This is a genomic window from Chryseobacterium jejuense (assembly GCF_017877355.1).
In the GTDB taxonomy this organism is placed as follows: Bacteria; Bacteroidota; Bacteroidia; order Flavobacteriales; family Weeksellaceae; genus Chryseobacterium; species Chryseobacterium jejuense_A.
Window position 1 is genome coordinate 23547 of the sequence record NZ_JAGIPR010000004.1, and the last position, 23239, is coordinate 46785.

Annotated in this window: 20 protein-coding genes; 8 read left to right on the forward strand and 12 right to left on the reverse strand. The window is 34.5% G+C overall.

Features of this window, described 5'->3' with window-relative positions; all coding sequences use genetic code 11:
- Nucleotides 1-57: 57 nt before the first annotated feature.
- Both J2772_RS09365 and J2772_RS09370 read right to left on the reverse strand, forming a co-directional pair.
- Nucleotides 58-1713 (reverse strand): alpha/beta fold hydrolase, encoded by a 1656-nt coding sequence (locus J2772_RS09365; protein WP_209915960.1) that lies wholly within the window; start codon nucleotides 1711-1713, stop codon nucleotides 58-60.
- Between the two features lie 148 nt (nucleotides 1714-1861).
- The gene (locus tag J2772_RS09370; RefSeq protein WP_209915962.1) at nucleotides 1862-2374 is read right to left on the reverse strand and encodes a 5' nucleotidase, NT5C type; all 513 of its coding nucleotides are present in this window, start codon (nucleotides 2372-2374) and stop codon (nucleotides 1862-1864) included.
- A 342-nt stretch (nucleotides 2375-2716) separates the two neighbouring features.
- On the opposite strand from J2772_RS09370, the gene J2772_RS09375 reads away from it, so the two are divergent.
- Nucleotides 2717-4612, forward strand: coding sequence for an ABC-F family ATP-binding cassette domain-containing protein (locus J2772_RS09375; RefSeq protein ID WP_209915963.1), 1896 nt, complete (start codon nucleotides 2717-2719; stop codon nucleotides 4610-4612).
- 114 nt (nucleotides 4613-4726) lie between these two features.
- Here J2772_RS09375 and J2772_RS09380 read toward each other — a convergent pair whose 3' ends face one another.
- On the reverse strand, nucleotides 4727-5782 hold the full coding sequence (locus J2772_RS09380) for a Gfo/Idh/MocA family oxidoreductase (RefSeq protein ID WP_209915965.1): 1056 nt from the start codon (nucleotides 5780-5782) through the stop codon (nucleotides 4727-4729).
- 183 nt (nucleotides 5783-5965) lie between these two features.
- On the opposite strand from J2772_RS09380, the gene J2772_RS09385 reads away from it, so the two are divergent.
- The 3 genes from J2772_RS09385 to J2772_RS09395 all read left to right on the forward strand — a co-directional run bounded on the left by J2772_RS09385 (nucleotide 5966) and on the right by J2772_RS09395 (nucleotide 9685).
- Nucleotides 5966-8263 carry a TonB-dependent siderophore receptor gene (locus J2772_RS09385; RefSeq protein WP_209915966.1) on the forward strand — a complete coding sequence of 766 codons (2298 nt, stop codon included), beginning with the start codon at nucleotides 5966-5968 and terminating at the stop codon, nucleotides 8261-8263.
- A gap of 90 nt (nucleotides 8264-8353) precedes the next feature.
- Nucleotides 8354-8869 (forward strand): hypothetical protein, encoded by a 516-nt coding sequence (locus J2772_RS09390; protein WP_209915968.1) that lies wholly within the window; start codon nucleotides 8354-8356, stop codon nucleotides 8867-8869.
- 225 nt (nucleotides 8870-9094) lie between these two features.
- Nucleotides 9095-9685, forward strand: a complete 591-nt coding sequence (locus tag J2772_RS09395; protein WP_209915970.1) for a hypothetical protein — start codon at nucleotides 9095-9097, stop codon at nucleotides 9683-9685.
- Nucleotides 9686-9782: 97 nt separating this feature from the next.
- Here J2772_RS09395 and J2772_RS09400 read toward each other — a convergent pair whose 3' ends face one another.
- Entirely contained in the window at nucleotides 9783-10418 is a 636-nt protein-coding gene (locus J2772_RS09400; RefSeq protein WP_209915972.1) for a peroxiredoxin, read from the reverse strand.
- A gap of 96 nt (nucleotides 10419-10514) precedes the next feature.
- Here J2772_RS09400 and J2772_RS09405 point away from each other — a divergent pair, with 96 nt between their 5' ends.
- Nucleotides 10515-11399, forward strand: a complete 885-nt coding sequence (locus J2772_RS09405; RefSeq protein WP_209915974.1) for a mechanosensitive ion channel family protein — start codon at nucleotides 10515-10517, stop codon at nucleotides 11397-11399.
- Between the two features lie 144 nt (nucleotides 11400-11543).
- Here the strand turns inward: J2772_RS09405 and sucC are convergent, their stop codons facing one another.
- The 6 genes from sucC to J2772_RS09435 form a co-directional block, all read right to left on the reverse strand.
- Complete coding sequence (gene sucC, locus J2772_RS09410; protein ID WP_034694875.1) at nucleotides 11544-12734, reverse strand: ADP-forming succinate--CoA ligase subunit beta; 1191 nt, start codon at nucleotides 12732-12734, stop codon at nucleotides 11544-11546.
- A gap of 130 nt (nucleotides 12735-12864) precedes the next feature.
- On the reverse strand, nucleotides 12865-14142 hold the full coding sequence (locus J2772_RS09415) for a chloride channel protein (protein WP_209915976.1): 1278 nt from the start codon (nucleotides 14140-14142) through the stop codon (nucleotides 12865-12867).
- A 79-nt stretch (nucleotides 14143-14221) separates the two neighbouring features.
- The gene (locus J2772_RS09420; RefSeq protein ID WP_209915977.1) at nucleotides 14222-14905 is read right to left on the reverse strand and encodes a hypothetical protein; all 684 of its coding nucleotides are present in this window, start codon (nucleotides 14903-14905) and stop codon (nucleotides 14222-14224) included.
- A 68-nt stretch (nucleotides 14906-14973) separates the two neighbouring features.
- Nucleotides 14974-15360 (reverse strand): DUF423 domain-containing protein, encoded by a 387-nt coding sequence (locus J2772_RS09425; RefSeq protein WP_209915979.1) that lies wholly within the window; start codon nucleotides 15358-15360, stop codon nucleotides 14974-14976.
- 1 nt (nucleotide 15361) lies between these two features.
- Nucleotides 15362-16447: a hypothetical protein gene (locus tag J2772_RS09430; protein ID WP_209915981.1), complete on the reverse strand. Its 1086-nt coding sequence runs from the start codon at nucleotides 16445-16447 to the stop codon at nucleotides 15362-15364.
- A gap of 166 nt (nucleotides 16448-16613) precedes the next feature.
- Nucleotides 16614-17942 carry a hydroxymethylglutaryl-CoA reductase, degradative gene (locus tag J2772_RS09435; protein ID WP_209915983.1) on the reverse strand — a complete coding sequence of 443 codons (1329 nt, stop codon included), beginning with the start codon at nucleotides 17940-17942 and terminating at the stop codon, nucleotides 16614-16616.
- A gap of 240 nt (nucleotides 17943-18182) precedes the next feature.
- On the opposite strand from J2772_RS09435, the gene J2772_RS09440 reads away from it, so the two are divergent.
- Nucleotides 18183-19442, forward strand: a complete 1260-nt coding sequence (locus J2772_RS09440; RefSeq protein ID WP_209915986.1) for a putative DNA modification/repair radical SAM protein — start codon at nucleotides 18183-18185, stop codon at nucleotides 19440-19442.
- A 121-nt stretch (nucleotides 19443-19563) separates the two neighbouring features.
- Complete coding sequence (locus J2772_RS09445; protein WP_209915988.1) at nucleotides 19564-20322, forward strand: TIGR03915 family putative DNA repair protein; 759 nt, start codon at nucleotides 19564-19566, stop codon at nucleotides 20320-20322.
- Nucleotides 20323-21306: 984 nt separating this feature from the next.
- On the opposite strand, the gene J2772_RS09450 is transcribed toward J2772_RS09445, so the two are convergent.
- Both J2772_RS09450 and J2772_RS09455 read right to left on the reverse strand, forming a co-directional pair.
- Nucleotides 21307-22107, reverse strand: a complete 801-nt coding sequence (locus J2772_RS09450) for a DNA alkylation repair protein (protein WP_209915990.1) — start codon at nucleotides 22105-22107, stop codon at nucleotides 21307-21309.
- The gene (locus tag J2772_RS09455) at nucleotides 22104-22742 is read right to left on the reverse strand and encodes a peroxiredoxin-like family protein (protein WP_209915992.1); all 639 of its coding nucleotides are present in this window, start codon (nucleotides 22740-22742) and stop codon (nucleotides 22104-22106) included. Before J2772_RS09455 ends, J2772_RS09450 begins: the two co-directional genes overlap by 4 nt.
- A 95-nt stretch (nucleotides 22743-22837) precedes the next feature.
- On the opposite strand from J2772_RS09455, the gene J2772_RS09460 reads away from it, so the two are divergent.
- Nucleotides 22838-23185 (forward strand): winged helix-turn-helix transcriptional regulator, encoded by a 348-nt coding sequence (locus J2772_RS09460; RefSeq protein WP_209915994.1) that lies wholly within the window; start codon nucleotides 22838-22840, stop codon nucleotides 23183-23185.
- Nucleotides 23186-23239: the final 54 nt, after the last annotated feature.

Consider the following 23239-nt stretch of genomic DNA (forward strand, 5'->3'; position numbering starts at 1 on the left):
CATACCAAAATCGACAAACCTACATTAACTTCCAGCCTCCATCTTCCTGCTTCCTTCCTACTTCTTCTCAAGGAAATTCAAAATGTCTGCATTCAGCTGATCCGGTTTTTCAAAAGGAACCATGTGGGTGGTGTCCTTATAAATTTTCTTTTTAGCATTTGGAATTTGTTTGGAAATAAATTCCGTATGATCCGGTTTGATAACATCTCTATCTCCTGCAATAACGAGAACCGGGCTTTTTATTTTATTTAAATCATCTTTACTAATATTAGGCTGCGTCAACATGATTTTTAAAAGTCTGCGTTCGCCAAATGTTTCTTCAGGGGCCATATCATTCAACTGTTTCATCTGATTGGTAAAACGTTCGATAAGCTTTTCTTCTACTCCTTCAGGAAAAGTATTGGCTCCGATCGTTATCAATTTATTGAGACGTTCTGGATATTTCAGTGCAAATTCAAGCCCTGTATTTCCACCATCACTCCAACCGGCAATATTAATTTTATCAAGCTTCAACTCGTCTGCTAATGCTTTTACATCGTCTGCAAATAATTTATACGTAAAATCTCTTTTGGAAGTATCTTTACTTTTTCCTTGTCCTCTTGTATCTACCACAATAACTTTATATTGCTTGGATAGAACCGGGATCTGCTGATAATAATCTTTGATGCTGCCTGAATTTCCATGAAGCAATACCAAAGGTTCACCTTCACCATATACTTCATAATACATATCAGTATCTTTCAGTTTTAAATATTTCCCTGCAGATTCATTTTTACCATATATAGACTGATTGGCTTCCTCTATATTTTTTGAATTATCTGCCATCCATCCCTGAGAGACATCATCATCTACATAGCCACCATCATCGTCTTTTGTATCTTTTCCGTTTTTATCCATTTTTACGTCGATATTAATAGCTGGTGCAGCAATAGTCATTTTTTTCCAGTCTCCATAAAACTCTCTGATGAATCCTGTTTTGAACAATGCAGCACTGATTTTAATGCTTCCGTTAAATGCTTTTAAAAAATGAATTCCTACAAAAAACTTTCCTTTCACCCAAATGTTATGGTCATTAACATCCAGTGTATAAGTTCCGTCTTTAATCATATCTTCAGTAAGCTGTACTGTAATTTCTTCGTCAAGTAAGTTTTTATCCGGAAAACCGTCTTTCTCACTATAAATGCTGTATCGCATTATAACCGGTTCCGTAGAAGTATATCGGGCGATATTCAGATTAATATTCTTAATTTTAGACCTTTTCTTTGCATTAAATTCCAAAGCTGTTTCACCCAGAAAACCAGCTTTATCTCCTGCCGGATTAACGAAATATAAAATACTTTTGGTTTTCGTTTTTACACCCCAGTTCTTATCTACCAGCTTTTTAGGTTTAATAGCAATCTCCTTGATGGTTTTAGTTTTCTCATTCAAAAATACTTTCTGCTGATCGTTCTTTTTGAAATTCTGTACTGTTTCTTCATACAGATCATATCCGGGTACTTCGATTTTTACTTTTTGCTGTGGGTCCAGACCAGTAAGATCGATTGAAAAATTTCCGCTTCCGTCCGAAATCGTTCCAATAGTTTTCTTATCTACCCCAATCTTCACATAAGAAATAGGCTGATTTTCATTTTTAGAAATAATGGTTCCGGAAACAACCTGTGCATTGAAGGCAGAAACCGTAAGAATAAAGGATAAAACACTAAGTTTTTTCATGTTAAAAGTTTGATGCAAACATATCTATTTAAAATCATCAACATTCATAACATCTTATTAAATTAAATTCCTTTTTAGTTAAAATTATTCTAAATATTTCCCATTTTAGAGCATTAATTCTAAAAAACGCTTAATTACCGCTGTTATTCTATAAAATCTCCATGATTTCCTCCCATGAATTCACCCTTTTATAGGTCTCATTTTCGATCAGTTCATTATGAGGTTGGGTAAAGATCAGTCTCTGCCCTGAAAAATGATCTAAATTTTTAGGATAATCATCAATCATTACATCTCCTGACACTACTTTCTTGCTTCCACAAAGAACAATCTGCTCCCAGGTAATGAAGGGAAAATGCTCAGCCAGCCAGTCGTATTTTTCTCTTAAACTGTTCGGAAATTCCATTCCTGCAGAAACAATATACAGTTCGTATTTGCTATTCAGGTATTCTATTGCTTTCTGACTTCCTTCCATTACCGGCAATGTTCTGAAAAACCCTACTTCATTCACATGTTTTTTCCCATTGGGAAAAATGTCCATTTCTGGTTTGCCTGTCATCGCATCAGGTTCTACTTCTATTCCAGAGTCTCTTTTTTCAAATTCAATCAGCTGAGGATATACATCTGCCATTACCCCATCCATATCAATAATCACTTTTTTCATTGCTTCAAATCAGATTTTTATTATTTTTTAATATTATGAGGTTGGAAGCTGGATGGCGGAATATACTAAGCTCCCCATATAAATGGAGTCCGTCTTTAATGATTGAAATGATAAAACTTCATCAAAACATGTTCAATAATAACTTTCAGCTTCCCTCTTCCAGCTTCCTACTTTTAAACCTCTATCATCAAATTTACCGAATTGTTTTTTAAGGCAATGGATATAGTTTATTAATAAATCATAAATATTCGTTTTTATAAAGCCGGTTCTGGAAAATTTTATGGTTACATTTTCGTATTTTTGCCGTTCAGTTCAAAATTAAAATCAAACTATTAATTCCCAATGAATTACGTTTCTGCAGAAAATCTTACCAAATCTTATGGCATCAAAGTTTTGTTTGAAAATATTTCCTTTCATATTAATGAAGGAGACAAAATTGCCATTGTTGCCAAAAACGGGAGTGGAAAATCTACCCTTCTGAAAATTTTAATGGGTAAAGAAATTGCAGACAGCGGCACTGCGATCATTAATAAAGATATTCAGGTTGTTTTATTCGATCAGGAAATTGATTTTGATTCCAATTTAAGCATTGATGAATTCATGATGACTTTGGATTCTGAACCTATCCTTGCTTTGAAAAACTACCACAAATCTCTTCATTCTACAGATCATGACTTTATTGAAAAAGCATTGGCTGACATGGAAGCCCACAAAGCATGGGATCTTGAAAATGAGATGAAGCAGATCCTTTCTCAGCTTAAAATCACTGATCTTGAGGCTAAAATGGGAACTCTTTCCGGAGGACAGGTCAAACGTGTTGCTTTGGCTAAACTATTAACAGAAACCAGAGCTGAACATAAACACACACTTCTAATCATGGATGAACCTACCAACCACTTGGATGTGGATATGGTAGAATGGCTTGAAAACTATCTGAACAAAGCAAAAATAACATTACTGCTTGTTACCCATGACCGATATTTCCTAGACAGTGTTTGTGATATTATCTGGGAAATAGAAGACAAAAATCTTTATGTTCACAATGGTTCCTACGCTACATATCTTGAAAATAAAATGATTCGTGAAGATAATCTTAACGCTACCATTGATAAAGCCAACAACCTTTACAGAAAAGAATTGGAATGGATGCGTAGACAGCCTAAAGCAAGAACCACAAAATCCAAAAGTAGAATTGATTCCTTTTATGAAACCGAAAAGGTTGCTAAAACTGATACCAGAAAACAAGGTCTTGAACTTGATTTTGAAATGAAGCGTCTGGGAAATAAAATTCTTGAACTGAAACATATTGATAAAAGTTTTGGAAATAAAATCTTATTAAAAGATTTTAACTATCAGTTCCAACGTGGTGAAAAGGTAGGAATCATCGGAAAAAACGGAGCCGGAAAATCTACACTACTGAATATTATCCAGGGATTGGAAAAAGTAGACAAAGGAGAAATTGAAACGGGAGAAACTATTTCTTTCGGATATTTTGCCCAGAAAGGTCTTACTTATAAAGAGGATGAACGTGTGATTGACTTCATTAAGGAAATTGCAGAATTTTATCCTTTAGCGAATGGAAAAAGTCTTTCAGCATCGCAATTCCTTAGATTATTCTTATTTGACGACCAAACACAATACTCTCCTATCTCAAAATTATCGGGAGGTGAAAAGAGAAGATTACACCTGATGTATATTTTATATCAGAATCCTAACTTCTTGATTTTTGACGAACCTACAAATGATCTGGATCTTCCTACACTAACTGTTCTTGAAAACTTCCTGCAGCAATTCCAGGGATCTTTAATCATCGTTTCTCACGACAGATATTTCATGGACAGAATTGTAGATCACGTTCTTGCTTTTGAAGGAGATGGAAAAATCAGAGATTTTGTAGGAAACTTCTCGGAATATCGTGAAGCCAGAAGCCGTGAAGAAGCTTTAGAAAAAAATACTGTTGCAAAGCCTGAACCGGTAAAAGAAACGGTTGTTGTTACAGAAACTCCTTCATCGTCCAGTTCTCAGAAAAGGAAATTAACTTTCAAAGAACAAAGAGAGTTAGAAACCATTGAAAAAGAAATGCCTGAACTGGAAGAGCAACGTACAAAAATTTTGGATCAGCTTAACAACGAATCCGATTATGAAAAAATAGCCAAGCTTTCTGCTGAACTGGAAACAGTTTCAGAAAAGCTGGAGAATCATGAGATGAGATGGCTTGAACTTCAGGAAATCATGTAAAAAATAGATGAATTATGAATGAGTTCAAAGAGTTTGAGAGTAAAAGAGCAGACAAGTTCTACTTCTGACTATAATGAACCTTGAACTTTGAACTCATTCATAACATTTAATCATTTATAGTATAATTACTTTTTCTTCTTTTGAGCTTTTCAGTGAAGCATCGATGATCTTCATATTCTGAATCACTTCTTTTCCTGGTGATGGTAAAGGATATCCGAAAACAATATGTTCATAAATTTGCTGGTAATAACCCATATAATTTCCTGCTTCGCTTGAAGTAAATATTCTTTCTGTTTCTGAATTTTCATTCAGATAATTTAAAATTCCATCTGCTTCTTTCAAAGGCTGCATCCATTCTTTTCCATAGACAGGAATGGCTCCGCCCACCAATTCATTTTCCTGATTATCGGTTCTTTCCTGCAGGAACGTTCCTTTGTCTCCATGAATTTTATAGGCATAATGGTCTTCTTTAGTAAATACCGATGATTTTAGTCGTACTCTCAGATCATTTTTATAGTATAACAGGATCTCAAAATAATCATTGGCGAATGCCGGCCCTTTCATGGAAAATACATCGGCAAAAAGTTTTTCAGGATACCCGAAATACTGTACGGCCTGATCTACAAGATGCGCTCCAAGATCATGCAATGAACCTGAACCTATCTGATCCGGATTTTCTTTATGCTGCTTTCCACTTGGTGTAGTACGGAACCTGTCAAAACGAATCTCGGCTTCTTTAATATTTCCCAGCTTTCCATCATTTAAAACTTTTTGCACCTGTTGAAAATCACGGTCAAATCTTCTGTTTTGATATACACTTAAAAATAATCCTTTCTCTTCTGCCAGCTTTACCAATTCTTCTGCTTCTTCTACATTTACTGTAAAAGGTTTTTCAACAATGATATTTTTCCCTGCTTCCAGAGCTTTTTTGGCATATTCATAATGCGTCTGAACCGGCGTATTGATAATCACTAATTCTATATCTGCATGCTGAAGCATTTCTTCCACCGAACGGTAAATAGTAGCTTCAGGATATTTCTCTTTAGATTCTTCTTTACTTCTTTCCACGACTGCAGAAATGAAAAACCCCGGATGTTCTTTTAAAAAAGGCGCGTGAAAAACTTTTCCACTCATACCAAAGGCACAAAGCCCTGCTTTTACCAGTTGCATATTTTAATTTTTCAACAAATATATTCATAAAAAACGCTGGATACTGCACTAACAATAAGGATAGAAACAATCCATATACCTGACCTTTAAAAGATGTGATAAAAATCATAAAATTATTTTTAACTATTCTAAACAAATACTTACATTTGCGCCTTATTTAAAACTGTTCTACATAAAAATAAAATGAAAAGACAATTACTTTCCTTAGGTCTTCTATTTATCGCTGTTTCAGCCAGTGCGCAGCTGAAAAACGTTGAAGCAGACACCATCAGAACTCAAACAATTGAAGATATTAATCTTCATAAAACAGGAAATCCCAACCAGGCGCGACCATTATCTACAAAGTCTAATCTGACGGTAATGGAAACCCCTCAGCCTATTGCTATTGTTACACATGAAATCATTGAGCAACAGCAGGCAAAACAATTGAGTGATGTTCTTCAGAATGTAAACGGGATGTATATCACTTCATCCAGAGGAAATTCTCAGGATAGCTTTGGTGGACGTGGATTTATTTTAGGAAATGATAATATTTTCAAGAATGGATCAAGAATAAACAGTGGAGTTTTCCCTGAGGTAAGTGGTCTTGAAAGAGTTGAAGTTTTAAAAGGAGCCAACGCTATGCTTTACGGAAATACTGCTGCAGGTGGTATTATCAACATGATTACGAAAAAGCCTAAATTCAATTTTGGGGGGAGCATAGGATTAAATGGCGGAAGCTGGAATTCTTACAAGCCAACAGTTGATGTGTACGGGCCATTATCTAAAAATATTGCTTTCAGAGTAAACGGAACATATGAATATGCTGAAAGTTTCAGAGATGTTGTACAATCTGAAAAATATTACTTCAATCCTTCATTCTTATTTAATTTAAGTGATAAATCTCAATTAATAGTTGAGGCAGATTACCTTAAAAATAACTTCACTCCGGATTTCGGACTTGGGTCTATTACTGAAAAAGACCAAAGCTACCGATTGAATGATGGTTTATCCAGAAACATTTTCTACGGAACCGACTGGCAATATCAAAATGTGCAGCAAGCTTCTACGAACGTAACTTTTAATCATCAATTTAACGAAAGATGGTCTTTAAATGCTACAGCTTCTTATCAAAACTATACGAAAGATTATTTTTCTTCTGAAAGAGTACAATGGATCTATGACACTAAAGATAAAACTGGATTGGTAGATCCCAACAGATTATCATGGAAAAGACCTTTTGGTAAAACTTACAACGAACAAAATTATACTTCTGCACAAGTAAACATCAATGGAGAATTCAATACTGGAAAAATCAACCATAAGGTATTAATTGGTTCAGATGCAGATTATAGCCAAGCAGATGCTTATGCTTATAATGTTACAGACCCAAAAAACCTTCTCTATTTAGATGATCCTTCAACATGGGGAAATATTGCTATGCCAAATTCTACTCTTAATACAAGAAACAGAATCAATACAAGAAGAATTGGGATCTATGCACAAGATTTTATCAGCTTAACAAAACAACTAAAAGTAATTGCCGGGTTAAGATGGTCTTATGTAGAAAATATGCCTACATTGACCACTCGTTTTGGATCAAACGAGAAATTTGAAGTAGCAAATTCTTCAACATCTGATAATGCATTCTCACCAAAAGTAGGGTTGGTTTATGCTCCAAATGAAAATCTTTCGGTATTTGCAACGTATACCAATTCGTTTGCTTCCAATGCAGGATATACTTCAGATCAATTTGGTACAGTAAATACCAATCAATCTGCTACGCAAATTCAAGATCAGTTAACCAATTTATCAAAACAAAGCATAAAGCCATCAACAGTTGATCAATATGAAATTGGTGTTAAAAAGAATTTCTGGAACAATGCTTTAGCTGTTAATTTAACGGCTTACCAGATTATGTACAACAATTATTATCAAACATATTGGTTCATCCCTGGCACTACACCCAATGCAGCACCAGTAAATTCAACAGATACCAATCTTAAAGAATTTGCAGGAAATATGAGAAGCCGTGGTGTGGAATTAGACATTACAGGAAATCCGACAGAAAATTTATCTATCATCGGAGGTTTCTCTTATAACAATTCTGTTTACCTTGACACTCCTGAAAAGGGATACGTTGAAAAACAAAGATTGGTAAGAACACCGGCTACAACAGCGAATGCTTCTGTTTTCTATAAATTTACAAATTATGTAAAAGGATTAAAAGTTGGAGCTGGAATCTACTACATTGGAGACAGAATCGCGGGATGGAATGATTCAAAATCTACAAATACAAGTAGAAACAACGTGAGTAGAATGTTTGATCTAAAAGACTACACTACTGTTTCCGTATCTGTTGGTTACGAGTGGAATAAGTTTTCTATCCAGGGAAGAGTGGGTAACCTATTTGATGTTGTAAACTACAACGTTCACGAAAATTACTCAGTAAACCCAATTACTCCAAGAAATTATTATTTTACATTGACATACAAGCTGTAGAATTAACTTTATAATGACTTCTTTATTAAAAGTGGAAATTGCATTTTTGCAGTTTCCACTTTTGAAATTTAAAAACAAAACAAAAACGATATGGATAAGATTAAAGACACAAGAAGTTTCATGAGAATTACCCACCGTTATCTGGGATATTTCCTGGCTGGTATAATGGCTGTGTATGCTGTAAGTGGAATTATTTTGGTCTATAGAGACACCGATTTTCTAAAGAGTGAAAAAAAGTATGAAAAGACTTTATCTGCCAACCTATCTGAAAAAGAACTGAAAAAAGAACTCAAGATGAAAGGTCTTGAAGTGGAAAAGACTGAAGGTACTCTTCTTCACTTTAAAAGAGGAACTTATGATTCCGCAACAGGGGTAGCTAAGTATTCAAAAATGGAATTACCTTTTGTACTGGATAAAATGGTTTCTCTTCACAAATCACAGTCTAAAGATGCTATTGCGCCTTTAAGTGTATTTTTCGGAGTGGCTCTTTTCTTCTTTGTGATCTCAAGTTTCTGGATGTTTAATCCTAAAACAAAAGCCTTCAAACGAGGCATCAAATTTACGATTGCAGGACTTATTATATCTATTATTCTTTTGTGTATTTAAGAATTAAGATTTTTTAAAACTTCAGTAATATCACTTTCCTGACCTCTTAGCATTTTCATCATTAATTATGAAATATTCAATAATAAAGTTAAAAACACGCATCCTATCTTATTGATATTATTAACATTAATTTAGAAAAATTGTCTAAAATTAAGAGTCTGGCACATTTATTGTTTTTTCTATAATTCGTGAATAATAAACATTTAATTATTAAAATAATAAATTATGAAAAAACTTATTTTAACAGGAGTATTAGCCGTAGCAGGATTAACAGCAACTGCAAACGCTCAGATTCAGAAAGGTAATTGGATGGTAGGAAGTAGCATCGTAGCCAGTAACTTTGGTTTAAATACAGGTGGTGGATATAATATTTCATTACAGCCAAAAGCAGCTTACTTTATTCAAGACAATGTTGCTGTTGGAGGCTATGTAGATTTAGGATTTAATAAAGTAACAAATGGATCACCTACTAATTTTGTTTATAAAGTTGGTGCTTTAGGTAGGTATTATATTTCTCCGGGTGAAAAAGGAGTAGATAACCTATTACACCATGGAAGATGGTTCTTTGAAGGAAATGCAGGTGTTGGAGGTACTTCTACTGAAGGATCTAATTCTACAACAGGTTTAGATTTTGGAGCAGGTCCTGGTTATTCATACTTTATTACTCCAAACATTGGTGTGGAAGGTTTAGTAAAATATAATGGTGTTGCAGGATTTGGTAGTGAGGGATTAACTTCTACTTTAACTTTCAACGTAGGATTCAGTATTTATTTACCAACTTCAAAGGGTAAACAAATCATCAATGACGTTAAGTAATCACTGAAATACTTATAAAAAAATTGAAAGCGGCCCGAAATAAATTTCGGGCCGCTTTTCGTACAAATTAAAACTAAACTATAAAAAATCAAATAAATCATGTATTCGGTTGAGGCGTATATCTTAAATATGGCTTTATCTCAGTAACTCCCTTAGGAAATTTTTTGATGGCATCCTCTGTAGAAACAGCAGGTGGAACAATTACATCATCCCCATTCTGCCAGTTTACAGGAGTAGCCACCTGATAATTATCCACAAGCTGTAAAGAATCCAATACTCTCAGGATTTCATTAAAATTTCTTCCCGTTGAAGCAGGATAAGTAATAATAAGTCTTACTTTTTTAGCGGGATCAATAATCAATAACGAACGTACCGTTGCTGTAGCTGAAGCATTAGGGTGAATAAAATCATAGAGCTCAGAAATTTTTCTTTCCTTGTCAGCTATAATCGGAAACTGTACATCTGTATTTTGGGTTTCATTAATGTCTTTTACCCAATTCTGATGATCCTCTACCCCATCCACACTCAAAGCAATCACCTTGGTATCTCTTTGGGTAAATTCGGACTGTAATTTAGAAGTATATCCCAACTCTGTAGTGCATACGGGTGTATAATCTGCCGGATGTGAAAATAAAATTCCCCATGAATCTCCAAGATAATTATAAAAATTAATATCCCCTAAAGACGATTCTGCCTGAAAGTTGGGTGCTGTATCTCCTAATTTGATTGACATAATATTTCGCGTTTGTTAGTCTACAAATTTAGTAGACTTTTTAATGCTAACAAAATTTTCCTGGAAAATTTATATCTTTAATGTAAAATTTTATTCATGGAGAAAACCGGACTCACCTACATAGACATGGTGTATAAGGTATTGGAAAATTGGTATGTAACGTTTGCAGAGCTTACTCCTAAACTGATTGTCGGTATTTTAGTATTTACATTCTTTCTTATTACAAGTAAATACATGAGCCAAATTGCCGTAAAATTATTTCACAAGTTCTTCCCAAAAAGCCAGAAAGAGAGCTCATTAGTTACCTTAATCAGCGTATTCAGGTTTTTAATTATGCTGATGGGAACATTTATTTCCCTAGAAATTATGGGCCTCAGTGGTTTCCTGTGGAAGTTTATCGGAAGTTTGGGAGTAGCGGGGGTTATTGCCGGGGTTGCTTTAAAAGACCTTGTTTCAAGTATCTTTTCTGGAATGTTAATTGGTATTGATAAAGCCTTTAAAGTAGGAGATTATATTACTATAGGAGCTCATTCCGGGACGGTACAGGAGATTGGATTTTTAACAACCAAAATCCTTACAGACGATGGAAAGAAAGCCTATATCCCGAATCAGGTAGTCTTTAATGCTCCGTTTTACAACATTACAGCATCCCCTCAGCGCAGAATTATTCTAAACTTTGAAATTCCTGCTGATGAAGACATCAGTAAAGCACAAAAAAGCATTCTTGAAGTAGTTAAAAATCTTGATAATGTAGATAAATTAGATACTGCGGAAGTTATTTTTACTGATCTTAAACAAGGTTCCTTCAATCTTCAGGTTAAGTTCTGGATCAAAATAGGAGCGAATCTGGCACAGGTGAAAAGTAAGGCCTATTTAAATATTAAAGAAAGATTTGATGTGGATAAAATTCAGCTGGTGACTCCTACAAGTATTAGTATTACCAATGGAGAAAGCAATTTACCGGAAAGTCAGGATAAATAATTGATTTTAATTTCCCACAAATTTCACAGATGTTTGTGGATACATTAACATAATAGAAAGCTGCTTCAAATGATTGGAGCGGTTTAAAAACAAGAAACCGTTCCAAAAATGGAACGGTTTCTTGTTTTATCTGAAAGTTTTAGATTATGCTAAAACTTCTTTTACTTTGTTTGCAGCTTCTTCTAAAGTAATTGCAGAGTGAACCGGAAGACCAGACTCATCAATTAATTTTTTAGCTTCTACAGCGTTAGTTCCTTGTAATCTTACGATCAATGGAACCGGAAGGCTACCCATAGCTTTGTAAGCATCTACAACTCCTTGAGCAACTCTGTCACATCTTACGATACCTCCGAAGATGTTGATTAAGATTGCTTTTACGTTTGGATCTCTTAAGATGATTCCGAAAGCCGTTTGTACTCTCTGAGCATCTGCAGTACCACCTACGTCAAGGAAGTTAGCAGGGTTACCACCTGATAATTTGATGATATCCATAGTTGCCATTGCAAGACCAGCACCGTTTACCATACAAGCAACGTTACCATCCAATTTTACGAAGTTAAGACCAGCTTCACCAGCTTCTACGTCCATTGGATCTTCTTCTCTTGTATCTCTTAATTCAGCTAAGTCTTTGTGACGGAACAATGAGTTGTCATCTAAAGTTACTTTAGCATCTACCGCGATAATTTTGTTATCAGAAGTTTTCAACACTGGGTTGATTTCGAAAAGAGAAGCATCAATACCTGTATAAGCATTGTAAAGAGAAGAAATAAATTTCACAAATTCTTTGAATGCATTTCCTTCAAGACCTAAGTTGAAAGCAATTTTTCTAGCCTGGAATCCTTGAAGACCGATAGCTGGATCAATAAGTTCGTTGTGGATTAAGTGAGGAGTTACTTCTGCAACGTGCTCAATATCCATACCACCTTCAGTAGAATATACGATTGTATTTTTCCCTTCAGCTCTATCTAAAAGAATAGAAACATAAAATTCTTTAGTTTCAGATTCTCCAGGATAATAAACATCTTCTGCAACCAAAACAGAGTGTACTTTTTTACCTTCAGCAGAAGTTTGTGGAGTTACCAACTGCATTCCGATGATATTCTGAGCGTTTTCTTTAAGTTTATCCATATTTGGAGAAAACTTAACACCCCCACCTTTACCACGACCACCTGCGTGAATCTGTGCTTTTACAACCCAAGCCTGAGCTCCGGTTTCAGCAGTCAATTTTTCAGCAGCTGCTACAGCTTCATCTACGTTGTTTGCTACGAAACCACGTTGGATAGCTACTCCATACTTTGATAAAATCTCTTTTGATTGATACTCGTGAAGATTCATATTATTTTTATTATTTTATTTTAATATTTAAAGGTTGACAAATTTACTAAAAAGACATGGAAGTTCAAGATTCTTCATTCAAAAATTAAAGATTACTTCCTTGATTTTTGACATGTTTATACATTTTTCCTTATTCTTCCGCTAATTTTTCAGACTGAGATCCGATAAATGGAATCTTTGGAGCCAAGAAATATCCCGTAAGACTGGCAAACAATATCGGAACAAAATAAGTAAACCGGGTTAATGTTCCCAGAATAATGGTTGTACTCATCGGAGTTCTTGTTACACAGGCATTAATAGCTGCCATACAGCTTACAATAGCCAAAGTAGTGTCTACACCTGGAAATAAATTATGGATAATTAAACCCAAAGTTGTTCCTACAAAGAACAACGGAATGATAAAACCTCCTCTCCAACCAGAAGTTACCGTGATGGCAATAGCTAATATTTTAAAGATCAAAACCAAGATCAGAAAATTCAATCCGAAATTCCCACCGATCAACTGATTGATCTCGTTATGTCCAAAGTATCTTGTGATGGGAAAATTGTAAGCAATAATCCCTAAAACAATTCCTCCTACTAATGTTTTGATGTAGATGGGGAATTTTCTGTATTCAAAAATCTTTTTGAAAAATTTTACCACAAAGATGAAAATCCAACCGAAAAGGGTTCCTACAATTCCGAATAAAGCAGCATATAAAAAATCATATACGCCGGTGTAGTGATAGGCTTTCAAATCCCATGTTGCTCCAATTCCAAGATGGATAATCAAAGCAAACATCAGATAGCTGAAACAGCTGGCTACCAATGCAGGAATAATGGCTTTATAATACTCAACGGCATGCTTGTGATGAAGAATCTCCAAGGAAAAAAGACTTCCTCCCAGCGGAGCTCCAAAAAGAGCGGTAAAACCTGAAGCCATCCCGGCAATACTTAATGAACGAAGCTCTTCGCCTTTCAATCTGAAGATTTTCCCAAGCCAGGTTCCTGTAGATCCGGTAACCTGTACTAAAGGTGCTTCCGGCCCTAGACTTCCCCCTGATGCTACACAAAAAAGTGAAGACAGAATCATGGATGGATTATTTTTGGGTTCTAGTTTTCCTTTATTAAATCTGATGTTATTTACAATCAGATGGATTTCTCCGGGATCTCCTATGAAATGGATCACCAGTCCTGCCAGCAGACCACAAATGGCCATGGCTGGAATCACCTGCCAACCTTGAAAGTGAGCTAAAAATTCGGTAAAATGTTCAAGCACGATCCAATATCCGCCAGCAATAACACCTCCTACTAGACCTGTAAAAGCCCACATGAAAAAAGTACGGCTGAATACAAAAGGATTGAATCTGATAGGTTGATCTAAGAGATTAAATGTTTTGATTAAGCGTCTCCTTCTATTGATTTTCATTTTAATTAACTGTAAATAGTAAAAGAATCTCATCATTTATCTTTACTGATGATGAGAACTTTTACAATACGCTCTTTATTTATTCGAATCTTAATACAATAGGTTGTGCAAAGGTTTGTATAATTGGTTTGTCTTTATAAATCAAAGGTTTTTCCAAACCGCCAATAGCATATAGGAACAATCCGCTGATAATGCTAAACTCTGTATCAGATGACTCACTATACTTTACTTTTTTGAACTTCCCATCTACATCAATTGTAAAATTCAACTTACAACGATAGATTCCGCCGGCAAAATCCTCTATTAAATAAACAGGGAAATTCACCGTCAACTGTTTTTTCAACTCGGCAAGCTGTTGATAATTTTCAACCTCAGCAATATCAATAGATTTCTTTTTCTCCGCTTCCAGAGGGATGATTTCTGTTTGGGGTACGTTGTTTTCAATCTGTACTCCGTTGGTTGCTTTAAATGATAGGTTGGGATCTATTTTTCCGATTATTACCTCTTTGTCATAGATGCTTTGATACAAATCTTTCAGATTTTTTAATTTTTCACCATAAAAAAGTTTATACTTTTGAGTATATAAAACCTCATCTTTTTTGTAATCATAACGTTTAATACTATCAGAAAAGCGATTTTGTATATCTTTTATTTCTACTAAAATATTTCTGTTTAACAGTTTCTTCCCTTGTGCATTTATTTTTTGAACACTTATACAAGAAATTGTCAGAGCAATAACAAGTAATAAAAAACATTGATTCATGGTTTTATTTTTCTGTAAACAACCTATATAATATATTGCAAATATTCTTTTTTGCCTGAATTGCAAGATTAAATTCTATTTTTAGCAAAATAAAGAATCAACATTCCCCAGCTCAGGATCATCAATAATCCACCAAGCGGAGTAATAGGTCCTAAAAACTTAAGATTGGCTCCTAAATAATCCTGTAGGCTCAGGAAATAAATACTTACTGAGAACAACAGTGTTCCGGCAATCATTAAAATGGATGTCCATTTTTCTGTGGAAGTTTCAAATTTTAAAATATATCCGATGATCAGCAGGAAAAAGGCTGCATACATCTGGTATCGTACTCCGGTTTCGAAACTTTCCAGTCTTTCCACCGATAATATTTTCTTTAAGGCGTGAGCTCCGAATGCGCCAAGGATAACAGAAACCATTCCGTAAACTGCTCCAAAAATCAGGGTAATTGTTTTCATTTTATAACTCTTCTAATTCTATACTTAAATTTTTCTTTGTCTTATAATCCTGCCATGTTCCGGAAATTTTATTTCCGTTCATTTCTGCCTCTAAAAAAGCTCTCGGGATCCATTGACTAGTGGCATCATCATAACGGTCATTCTCTGTGATGGAAATATGATTTCCTTTCAGCTGCCCGTCCCATTTAATGAGCTTTTTATTTTTATCATACCAATATTCTGCATGAAAAGAACTTATTCCGGGTTTATCATTATTCGGATAAAAACGGGTAACAAGGACTGTAATGGGGTATTTCCCATCAATTTTTCCTTTGTACAGCTTATTTCTGAAGCTAGTTTCCCCTACTTTTTCAGATCCGTTAAGCAAGTTTCTGGCATAAGGACTCCAATATTTTTCCAATTCTTTATATGTCAATTCAAGTTCATGACTTCCAAGATCATCCAAGGCTCTCATTGCATGATTGGAACATCTTGCGGCTACAAATGTCAGCTTATCTTTTCCAAAAAAATATTGGATATCATCCAAAGATTGTTCTGTATAACAACCTTCATATAAACCGATCTGATCTTCTGTTTCTTCGGGTGGATTTTTGGCAGATTTCAACTCAGCCAAAAAATCATTAACTCTTTTCTTTACTTTCTGTTCAAGCAAATGTTCAATAGTCTTAATTGAATTAACTTGAAACAGATCTTGAACATTGATAAAGTTCCCGGTTCTCAGGTCAAAATTCTTCCAGATCGCAAAGTTTTCAGGATAAGCACCAGAAGCTTCTCCATCCATCCCGATACTCAAAATATTTTTAGGCGTTTCCAGCTTTTCCCAACTATAGAAATAAACATAATTAGAATAAGAAGTTGTTCCTGTAGAAACCAGTTTAAAAGGATTAGAACCTGAATTGGGAATATATTCCAATTCGTTGACCTGTAAAAATGTATTTATTTTGCTTTCCACTAAGGGATTTTCTGCATAGGAAACCACCGGAAAAGTTGAGTCTTCAGTCTTTGGCTGTAAATTCGATATTTTTAAATTTTTCTGTGAAAAACTTAATCCGGAAATCAGCATGAAAAACAAGACACTTTTTTTCACTATTTCGAATTTAAATACATTAAAATAAACTTGGCCACTAAAGTAGAAATTCCCAGTATGATAAACATATTGGCAAATCTCTTTGAACTTTGGAAGCCCGGTGAAGTTGTTTTCTTCAAAAAGAATCCAAAGATGAGAAATATAATAGGCAGAATAATCTGTAACATTAGTTTTCTCTCATTCTGTTAAACTCATTGATTACCTCATGATGGCTTACCGTCTTATCTTTGAAGTAAGTCACAAAATGCTCCTTCTCTTCTTCAGTAGCTCCCAATTGGTTCAAAATATTAAGTAAGTGCATTTTCATGTGCCCTTTCTGAATTCCAGTTGTTACTAATGAACGTAGAGCACCAAAGTTTTGTGCCAATCCTGAAACAGCCAGAATACTCATCAATTCCTGAGCGGATGGTTTTCCAAGTAATGCTAAAGAGAATTTTACCAAAGGGTGAAGATTCGTTAAACCTCCTACAACACCTACAGAAATCGGAAGATCTATCCAGAATCTGAAAACTCCATTATCCGTTGTACAGTGTGTTAAAGACCTGTATTGTCCGTCTCTTGCAGCATAGGCATGAGCACAAGCTTCCGTTGCTCTGAAGTCGTTTCCGGTTGCAATTACAACAGCATCTACTCCATTCATTACTCCTTTATTATGAGTTGTTGCACGGTAAGGTTCAATTTCAGCAATGGTTACGGCTTGTTTAAATTTAGAAGCAAATTCTTCAGGAGAAATTCCGCTGTCATCTTTTAAGTCTTCCATTTTACATGAAACCTCAGCTCTTACAATACAGTCAGGCGTAAAATTGGAAAGGATATTCATCACAATCTGTAATGAATTTTTCTCATCCTGAGTGAAATCTTCACTGGTTGCTACTTCCTGTCTCAAAGTTTTCCCAAACTGTTCAAGACACGAATTGATAAAATTAGCTCCCATTGAGTCTACCGTATCAAAACTTGCTTTCAGTTGGTAATAATTCGGCATTTCTGCAGTTTTATCCACAAGACTGATGTTCAGAATTCCACCGCCACGTTTTCTCATATTGGCAGTAATATCCTGTGTAGATTCAAACAATTTTTTCTTTAAACTAAAATTAAAGAAGTGTAATAATTTGTGCGACTCTACATTGAATATAAAATGAGTGTGTCCTAACTTTTCAGTATTAATAATGGTTGTTTTAAAACCTCCTTTATCAATCCAGAATTTTGCGGCCTTGGAAGCTGCTGCTACTACTGAACTTTCTTCAACGGCCATTGGTAATGCCAATAGTTTTCCATCAATTAAAAAGTTCGGAGCAATTCCGTACGGCATATAGAAATTGGATATCGTATTTTCAGAAAATTCTTCATGAAGCTTCTGAAGATCTGCATTTTCATTCCAATATTGTTTCAATATATTTTGATATTCTTGATTACCTTCAAGATATTCGCTTACAAGCCACTCGATTTTCCCTTGCTTTGAAAGCTTGGAAAAACCTTCAATTGGTTTATGATTCATATATAGATAATTTATTTTTTCAAAGGTTATATGCAATCGCGTCGTTTCATTCTTATTTGTGCCCGCAAATCATAGCGATTTCAAGATATAAACTTTAATGAGGCGTAAATATAATGATTTTGAGGCTCTTTTTTGTTGATAACTTCTATGAAAAAAGATTGATACTTATCAATTTTAGAACTAAATTTGAACACCTATTAATCAATATATTGATACAAATTATATCAAATCATTTATAGTATGAATTTTGACCGCCTTAAAGAAAAACTTGAAATCCTTGCTGATGCTGCCAAGTATGATGTTTCATGCTCATCAAGCGGAGGAACAAGAAAGAATAAAAAAGGGGCTTTAGGAGATAGTTCCGTAAGTGGGATTTGTCATACCTATACCGAAGACGGCAGATGTGTTTCTTTGCTCAAAATTTTATTGACCAATCACTGCATTTATGATTGTGCTTATTGTGTATCGAGAAGTTCAAATGATATTAAAAGAGCTGCATTTACAGTAGAAGAAGTGGTAGACCTTACTATTAATTTTTATCGGAGAAATTATATTGAAGGATTATTTCTAAGTTCCGGAATTTTTAAAAATGCAGATACAACCATGGAAAGACTTGTCCGGGTTGCCAAAAAACTGCGTCTGGAAGAAAATTTCAATGGCTATATTCATTTAAAATCTATTCCGGGAGCCAGTGATGAGCTGATGCAGGAGGCCGCTTTATATGCAGACAGACTTTCAGTAAACCTGGAAATCCCTACAGAAAGCGGGCTCAAATTATTGGCTCCTGAAAAGAATAGGCAGGATATGATTAGCCCTATGAGATATATTCAAAAAGGGATTATCCAATATCAGGACGAGAAAAAGATTTTAAAGAAGGTACCTAAGTTTGCTCCAGCCGGACAATCCACTCAGATGATTGTAGGAGCTACTAACGAAAATGATCTGCAAATCATCAAAGTGGCAGATCATTTTTATAGAAACTTCAATCTGAAAAGAGTGTATTATTCCGGATATGTTCCGGTTTTGGAAGACAACAGACTTCCTTCTCTAACTACTGAAGTGCCTATGCTTCGTGAAAACAGGCTTTATCAATCGGATTGGCTCATGAGATTTTATGGTTTTAAAGCTGAGGAAATTCTTGATCCCAATGTTCCTTTTCTGGATTTGGAAGTAGATCCTAAATTAAGTTGGGCATTACGACATCTGGACCAGTTCCCTGTGAATATCCAGACTGCCGATTATCAAATGATATTAAGAATTCCCGGAATTGGAGTCAAATCTGCGCAAAAAATTGTGAGTGCGAGACGTTTTCAGGTTTTAAATTTGGATCATTTGAAACGATTAGGAACAGCCGTTAACAGAGCTAAATATTTTATTGATTTCAATGCCGGGAATGCCTATCTGAAATATTTAACGGATAAAAATTTTAGAAAATTATTGGTGGGGGGAAGTTCTTCAAAATTTCATAATCAGTTTTCACAGCAGTTGACATTATTTTAGATTAAACAGAAATGACACGAATATTTTAACAAATTATCACAAATTATTAAAACACAAAGACATCATCGTCAGAATGACCAGAAATACTCAATAGTTACATTTTTAAATTACCCAATTACACATGACCACTCTACTCTACGACGCTAGTTTTGACGGCCTTTTCACAGCAATATTCGAAGTTTTTGAATATCGTTATAAAGATGTGGAAATTGTGAGTAGGGAAAGGTTTCGTCAGGAAAATATTTTTGCAGAGATTCATGAGGTCGTTACCCAAACTGACAAATCAGAAAGAGTATTAAAAAAATTGGAGCAAAATCTAAGGAAACAGGGTATTCATAAGCTCTTAAAAGTTTTTTTCTCTGAAGATCCTGAATTGGAAAAAGTAATACTATCAGCCGTAAAACAATCTGTAAAGAATCCTGAAGAAAACATCCTGGAAAACTATGCAGATACTGACATCATGAAGATTTCCAAAATCTGTAAATCTGTAGACAGAGAAAGTCACCGCATGACAGCCTTTGTCCGTTTCGAGAAAATGCAGGATGATATTTTCTTTGCAAAAATAGATCCTGATTTCAATGTTCTTCCTTTAATCAGAAAACATTTTAGTGATCGTTACCAGGATCAGAAGTGGATGATCTTTGATTTACGAAGAAATTATGGACTCCTTTATGATCTGGAAACCTCTGACTTCTTTTATCCGGAGGAGAAATTAGAGATCAAGAATTATCAGGAGAAGTTTCATGATGATGAAAAGAATTATCAAACGCTTTGGCAACGATATTTTACCAAGACCAATATTGTTGAAAGAAAAAATCTGAAGCTACATGTACAGCATGTTCCCAAAAGATATTGGAAGTATTTAACTGAGAAATGGTGATCTTAAATTGAAAGACTCGAATCTACAATTCCATATTGTGGATAACTTTTTTAACCACGGAAGACACAGATTTACACAGATGATTGCTTTTTAAGTTGAAATTTTGAATTGGAAAAATCTGAGAAGGTTTTTAATTCATATTCTGACATTGTGGATAACTTTTTCAATTCTCCTTATTGGACTTATTCTTGAAAAACCTTTTAGTAGGGACATTTTATAACCAGCTAGGTTTGTGAAAGATATAGTATTATTTATTCTACAATTTCATATTGTGGATAACTTTTTTAACCACAGAATACGCAGATTTGCACAGATGATTGCTTTTTAAATTGAGATTTTGAATGGGAAAAATCTGAGAAGGTTTTTAATTCATATTTTGTCATTGTGGATAACTTTTTCAATTCTCCTTATTGGACTTATTCTTGAAAAACCTTTTAATAATGACATTCCATAACCAGTTATATTTGTGAAAGATATAGCATTATCTATTCTACAATTCCATATTGTGGATAACTTTTTTAATCACAGAATACGCAGATTTGCACAGATGATTGCTTTTTAAATTGAGATTTTGAATGGGAAAAATCTGAGAAGGTTTTTAATTCATATTCTGACATCGTGGATAACTTTTTCAATTCTCCTTATTGGACTTATTCTTGAAAAACCTTTTAATAATGACATTCCATAACCAGTTATATTTGTGAAAGATATAGCATTATCTATTCTACACTTCCATATTGTGGATAACTTTTTTAACCACAGAATACGCAGATTTGCACAGATGATTACTTTTTAAATTGAGATTTTGAATGGGGAAAATCTGAGAAAGTTTTTAATTCATATTCTGATATTGTGGATAACTTTTTCAGCTCGATTTATTAGACTTATTCTTGAAAAACCTTTTAGTAAGGACATTTAATAATCAGCTAGATTTGTGAAAGATATAGTATTATTTATTCTACAATTCTATATTGTGGATAACTTTTATTTACGAATGGTACGTAAGGCTTTTTTGATAATATATTGAGTTTCCTTTGTGTTACTTTCCCTGAGCCACTCATCACAGATTTCCACTACAAATTCCGGTTGGGATTTACTGGCATCATTCAACCAATTCCCCACGCTATCCTGTACATATCTTGAAGAATCTGATTTTAATGGCTCTAAAATTTCCAATCCTAATCCCGGATTTTGTTTTAATGCATCAATATGCTCACACCACACTCCTCTCGGTCTTGTAGACTCGCTGGAAAAGCGTCTGATATTCTCATTTTCGTGCTTCGTCCATTCTGATAGAATAGACAAGGATTCTTTAAGATTCTTTGAAATATCCGGACGTACCGTCATCCAGCAGATTTCTCTTACTCCAAAGTGGGTGTCTGAAGCAAAGGGTTGAATTTTTTTAAATTTCTCCTCAGTATTAAAAGTATTATTCCGTCCCACGGTATAAGCAGCCCAGCAACGAACCAAGTCTGCAGGATGTGTGGATAACTTTGAAAGAAATTCTGCATCCTCATTTTTAAGTACAAAATCAAGAATTCCCAATCCAATAGTTTCATTGATTGTATTGACCGTTTGTTTCTTTAACTGGTCTATCTTTTTCACAATGGGTTCTAAATACTCTGATCTGTTATTCTGTTGTAATAAATTTTCTAATAAAAGTCTCTGATCTACTGCCAGCCATTCTGTAAGATTGGCTGTTTCAATTTCCCCTCGGTTCAATTGGATTAAAATATCAGCAGGAATATCTTTAATGGAACGGGCTCCTTTTCTTTTTTCTGTCATAATGCTTCTATTAATTCTTCTACATCTACTCTATTCATGTAATTTATATCTAAAAATCTATAAGTAATCACTTTATTTTCATCCACCACAAAAACAGCTGGAACTGGTAAAGTATTGTCCATGTTTTTATTGAAACCGGAAAGATGTATTCCCAGATCTTTATAATAAGGAAGTACAAAATCCTGCAACTGAAAAGCTATACCTAATTTTTCAGCAAAATTATTATCAACATCCGTCAATACTTCAAATTCAAGATTATTTTTCTCTGTCATGCTTAAAGAATGATCCGGCCTTTGTGGAGAAACAGCAATTAAAGTAGCATCTTTATCTTTTATTCTGGAAAGGTTGTCCTGTAAAAATTTTAATTCCAGATTACAATAAGGACACCAGCTTCCTCTATAAAAGGCTAAAATTATTTTTCCATTTTTAAGAATATCTTCAGAATTAATTATTGTACCCAAAGCATTTGGTAATGAAAACTCAGGCATTTGATCTCCAACCTGAACACTATTTTCTTCCATTCTCTTTGTTTTCAAATCTTCAATAGACTTTGCAAATGCATTCAGTATTTCCAGTGGAAGCTGTGAAGATAATTCCTGATTCAAATATTCGATCTGCTTTGCCAGTGTATTCATTTTTTTAATTTTATTATTTTTACAAAGGTCTAAAAGTGGTTATAAATAAGCAATAACGCATATTTTTCACCCATAGGGATAAAAAAGTCAATTTTATGGAAATAAAGGGAAGAGCTGAAGAAAATAAAATCTGTCCATTGGAAGTTGCTGTTAATACCATCAGTGGAAAATGGAAAATTCCTATTGTTTGGCAGATTAATGAGGGAAAGAAACGTCCAAGTGAGTTTTTGCGTGGAATCGCAAAAGTAGACCGCAGAGTTCTTAACCAGCAGCTGACAGAAATGGTTGAAGATGGTATTCTCACAAAACAATCTTTTAATGAGCTACCTCCCAGAGTTGAATATACATTGACAGAGCTAGGTGAAAAGTTGGTTGCTATTCTTTGGCAGCTGAATGATTGGGGAAAACTTTTGATTCCTGAAGAGGAGAATACTGAAGTTTAAAATTGCTTTTAAATCTCACTGATTTGGCAGATTTCTTATTCTGCTAGCATTTAA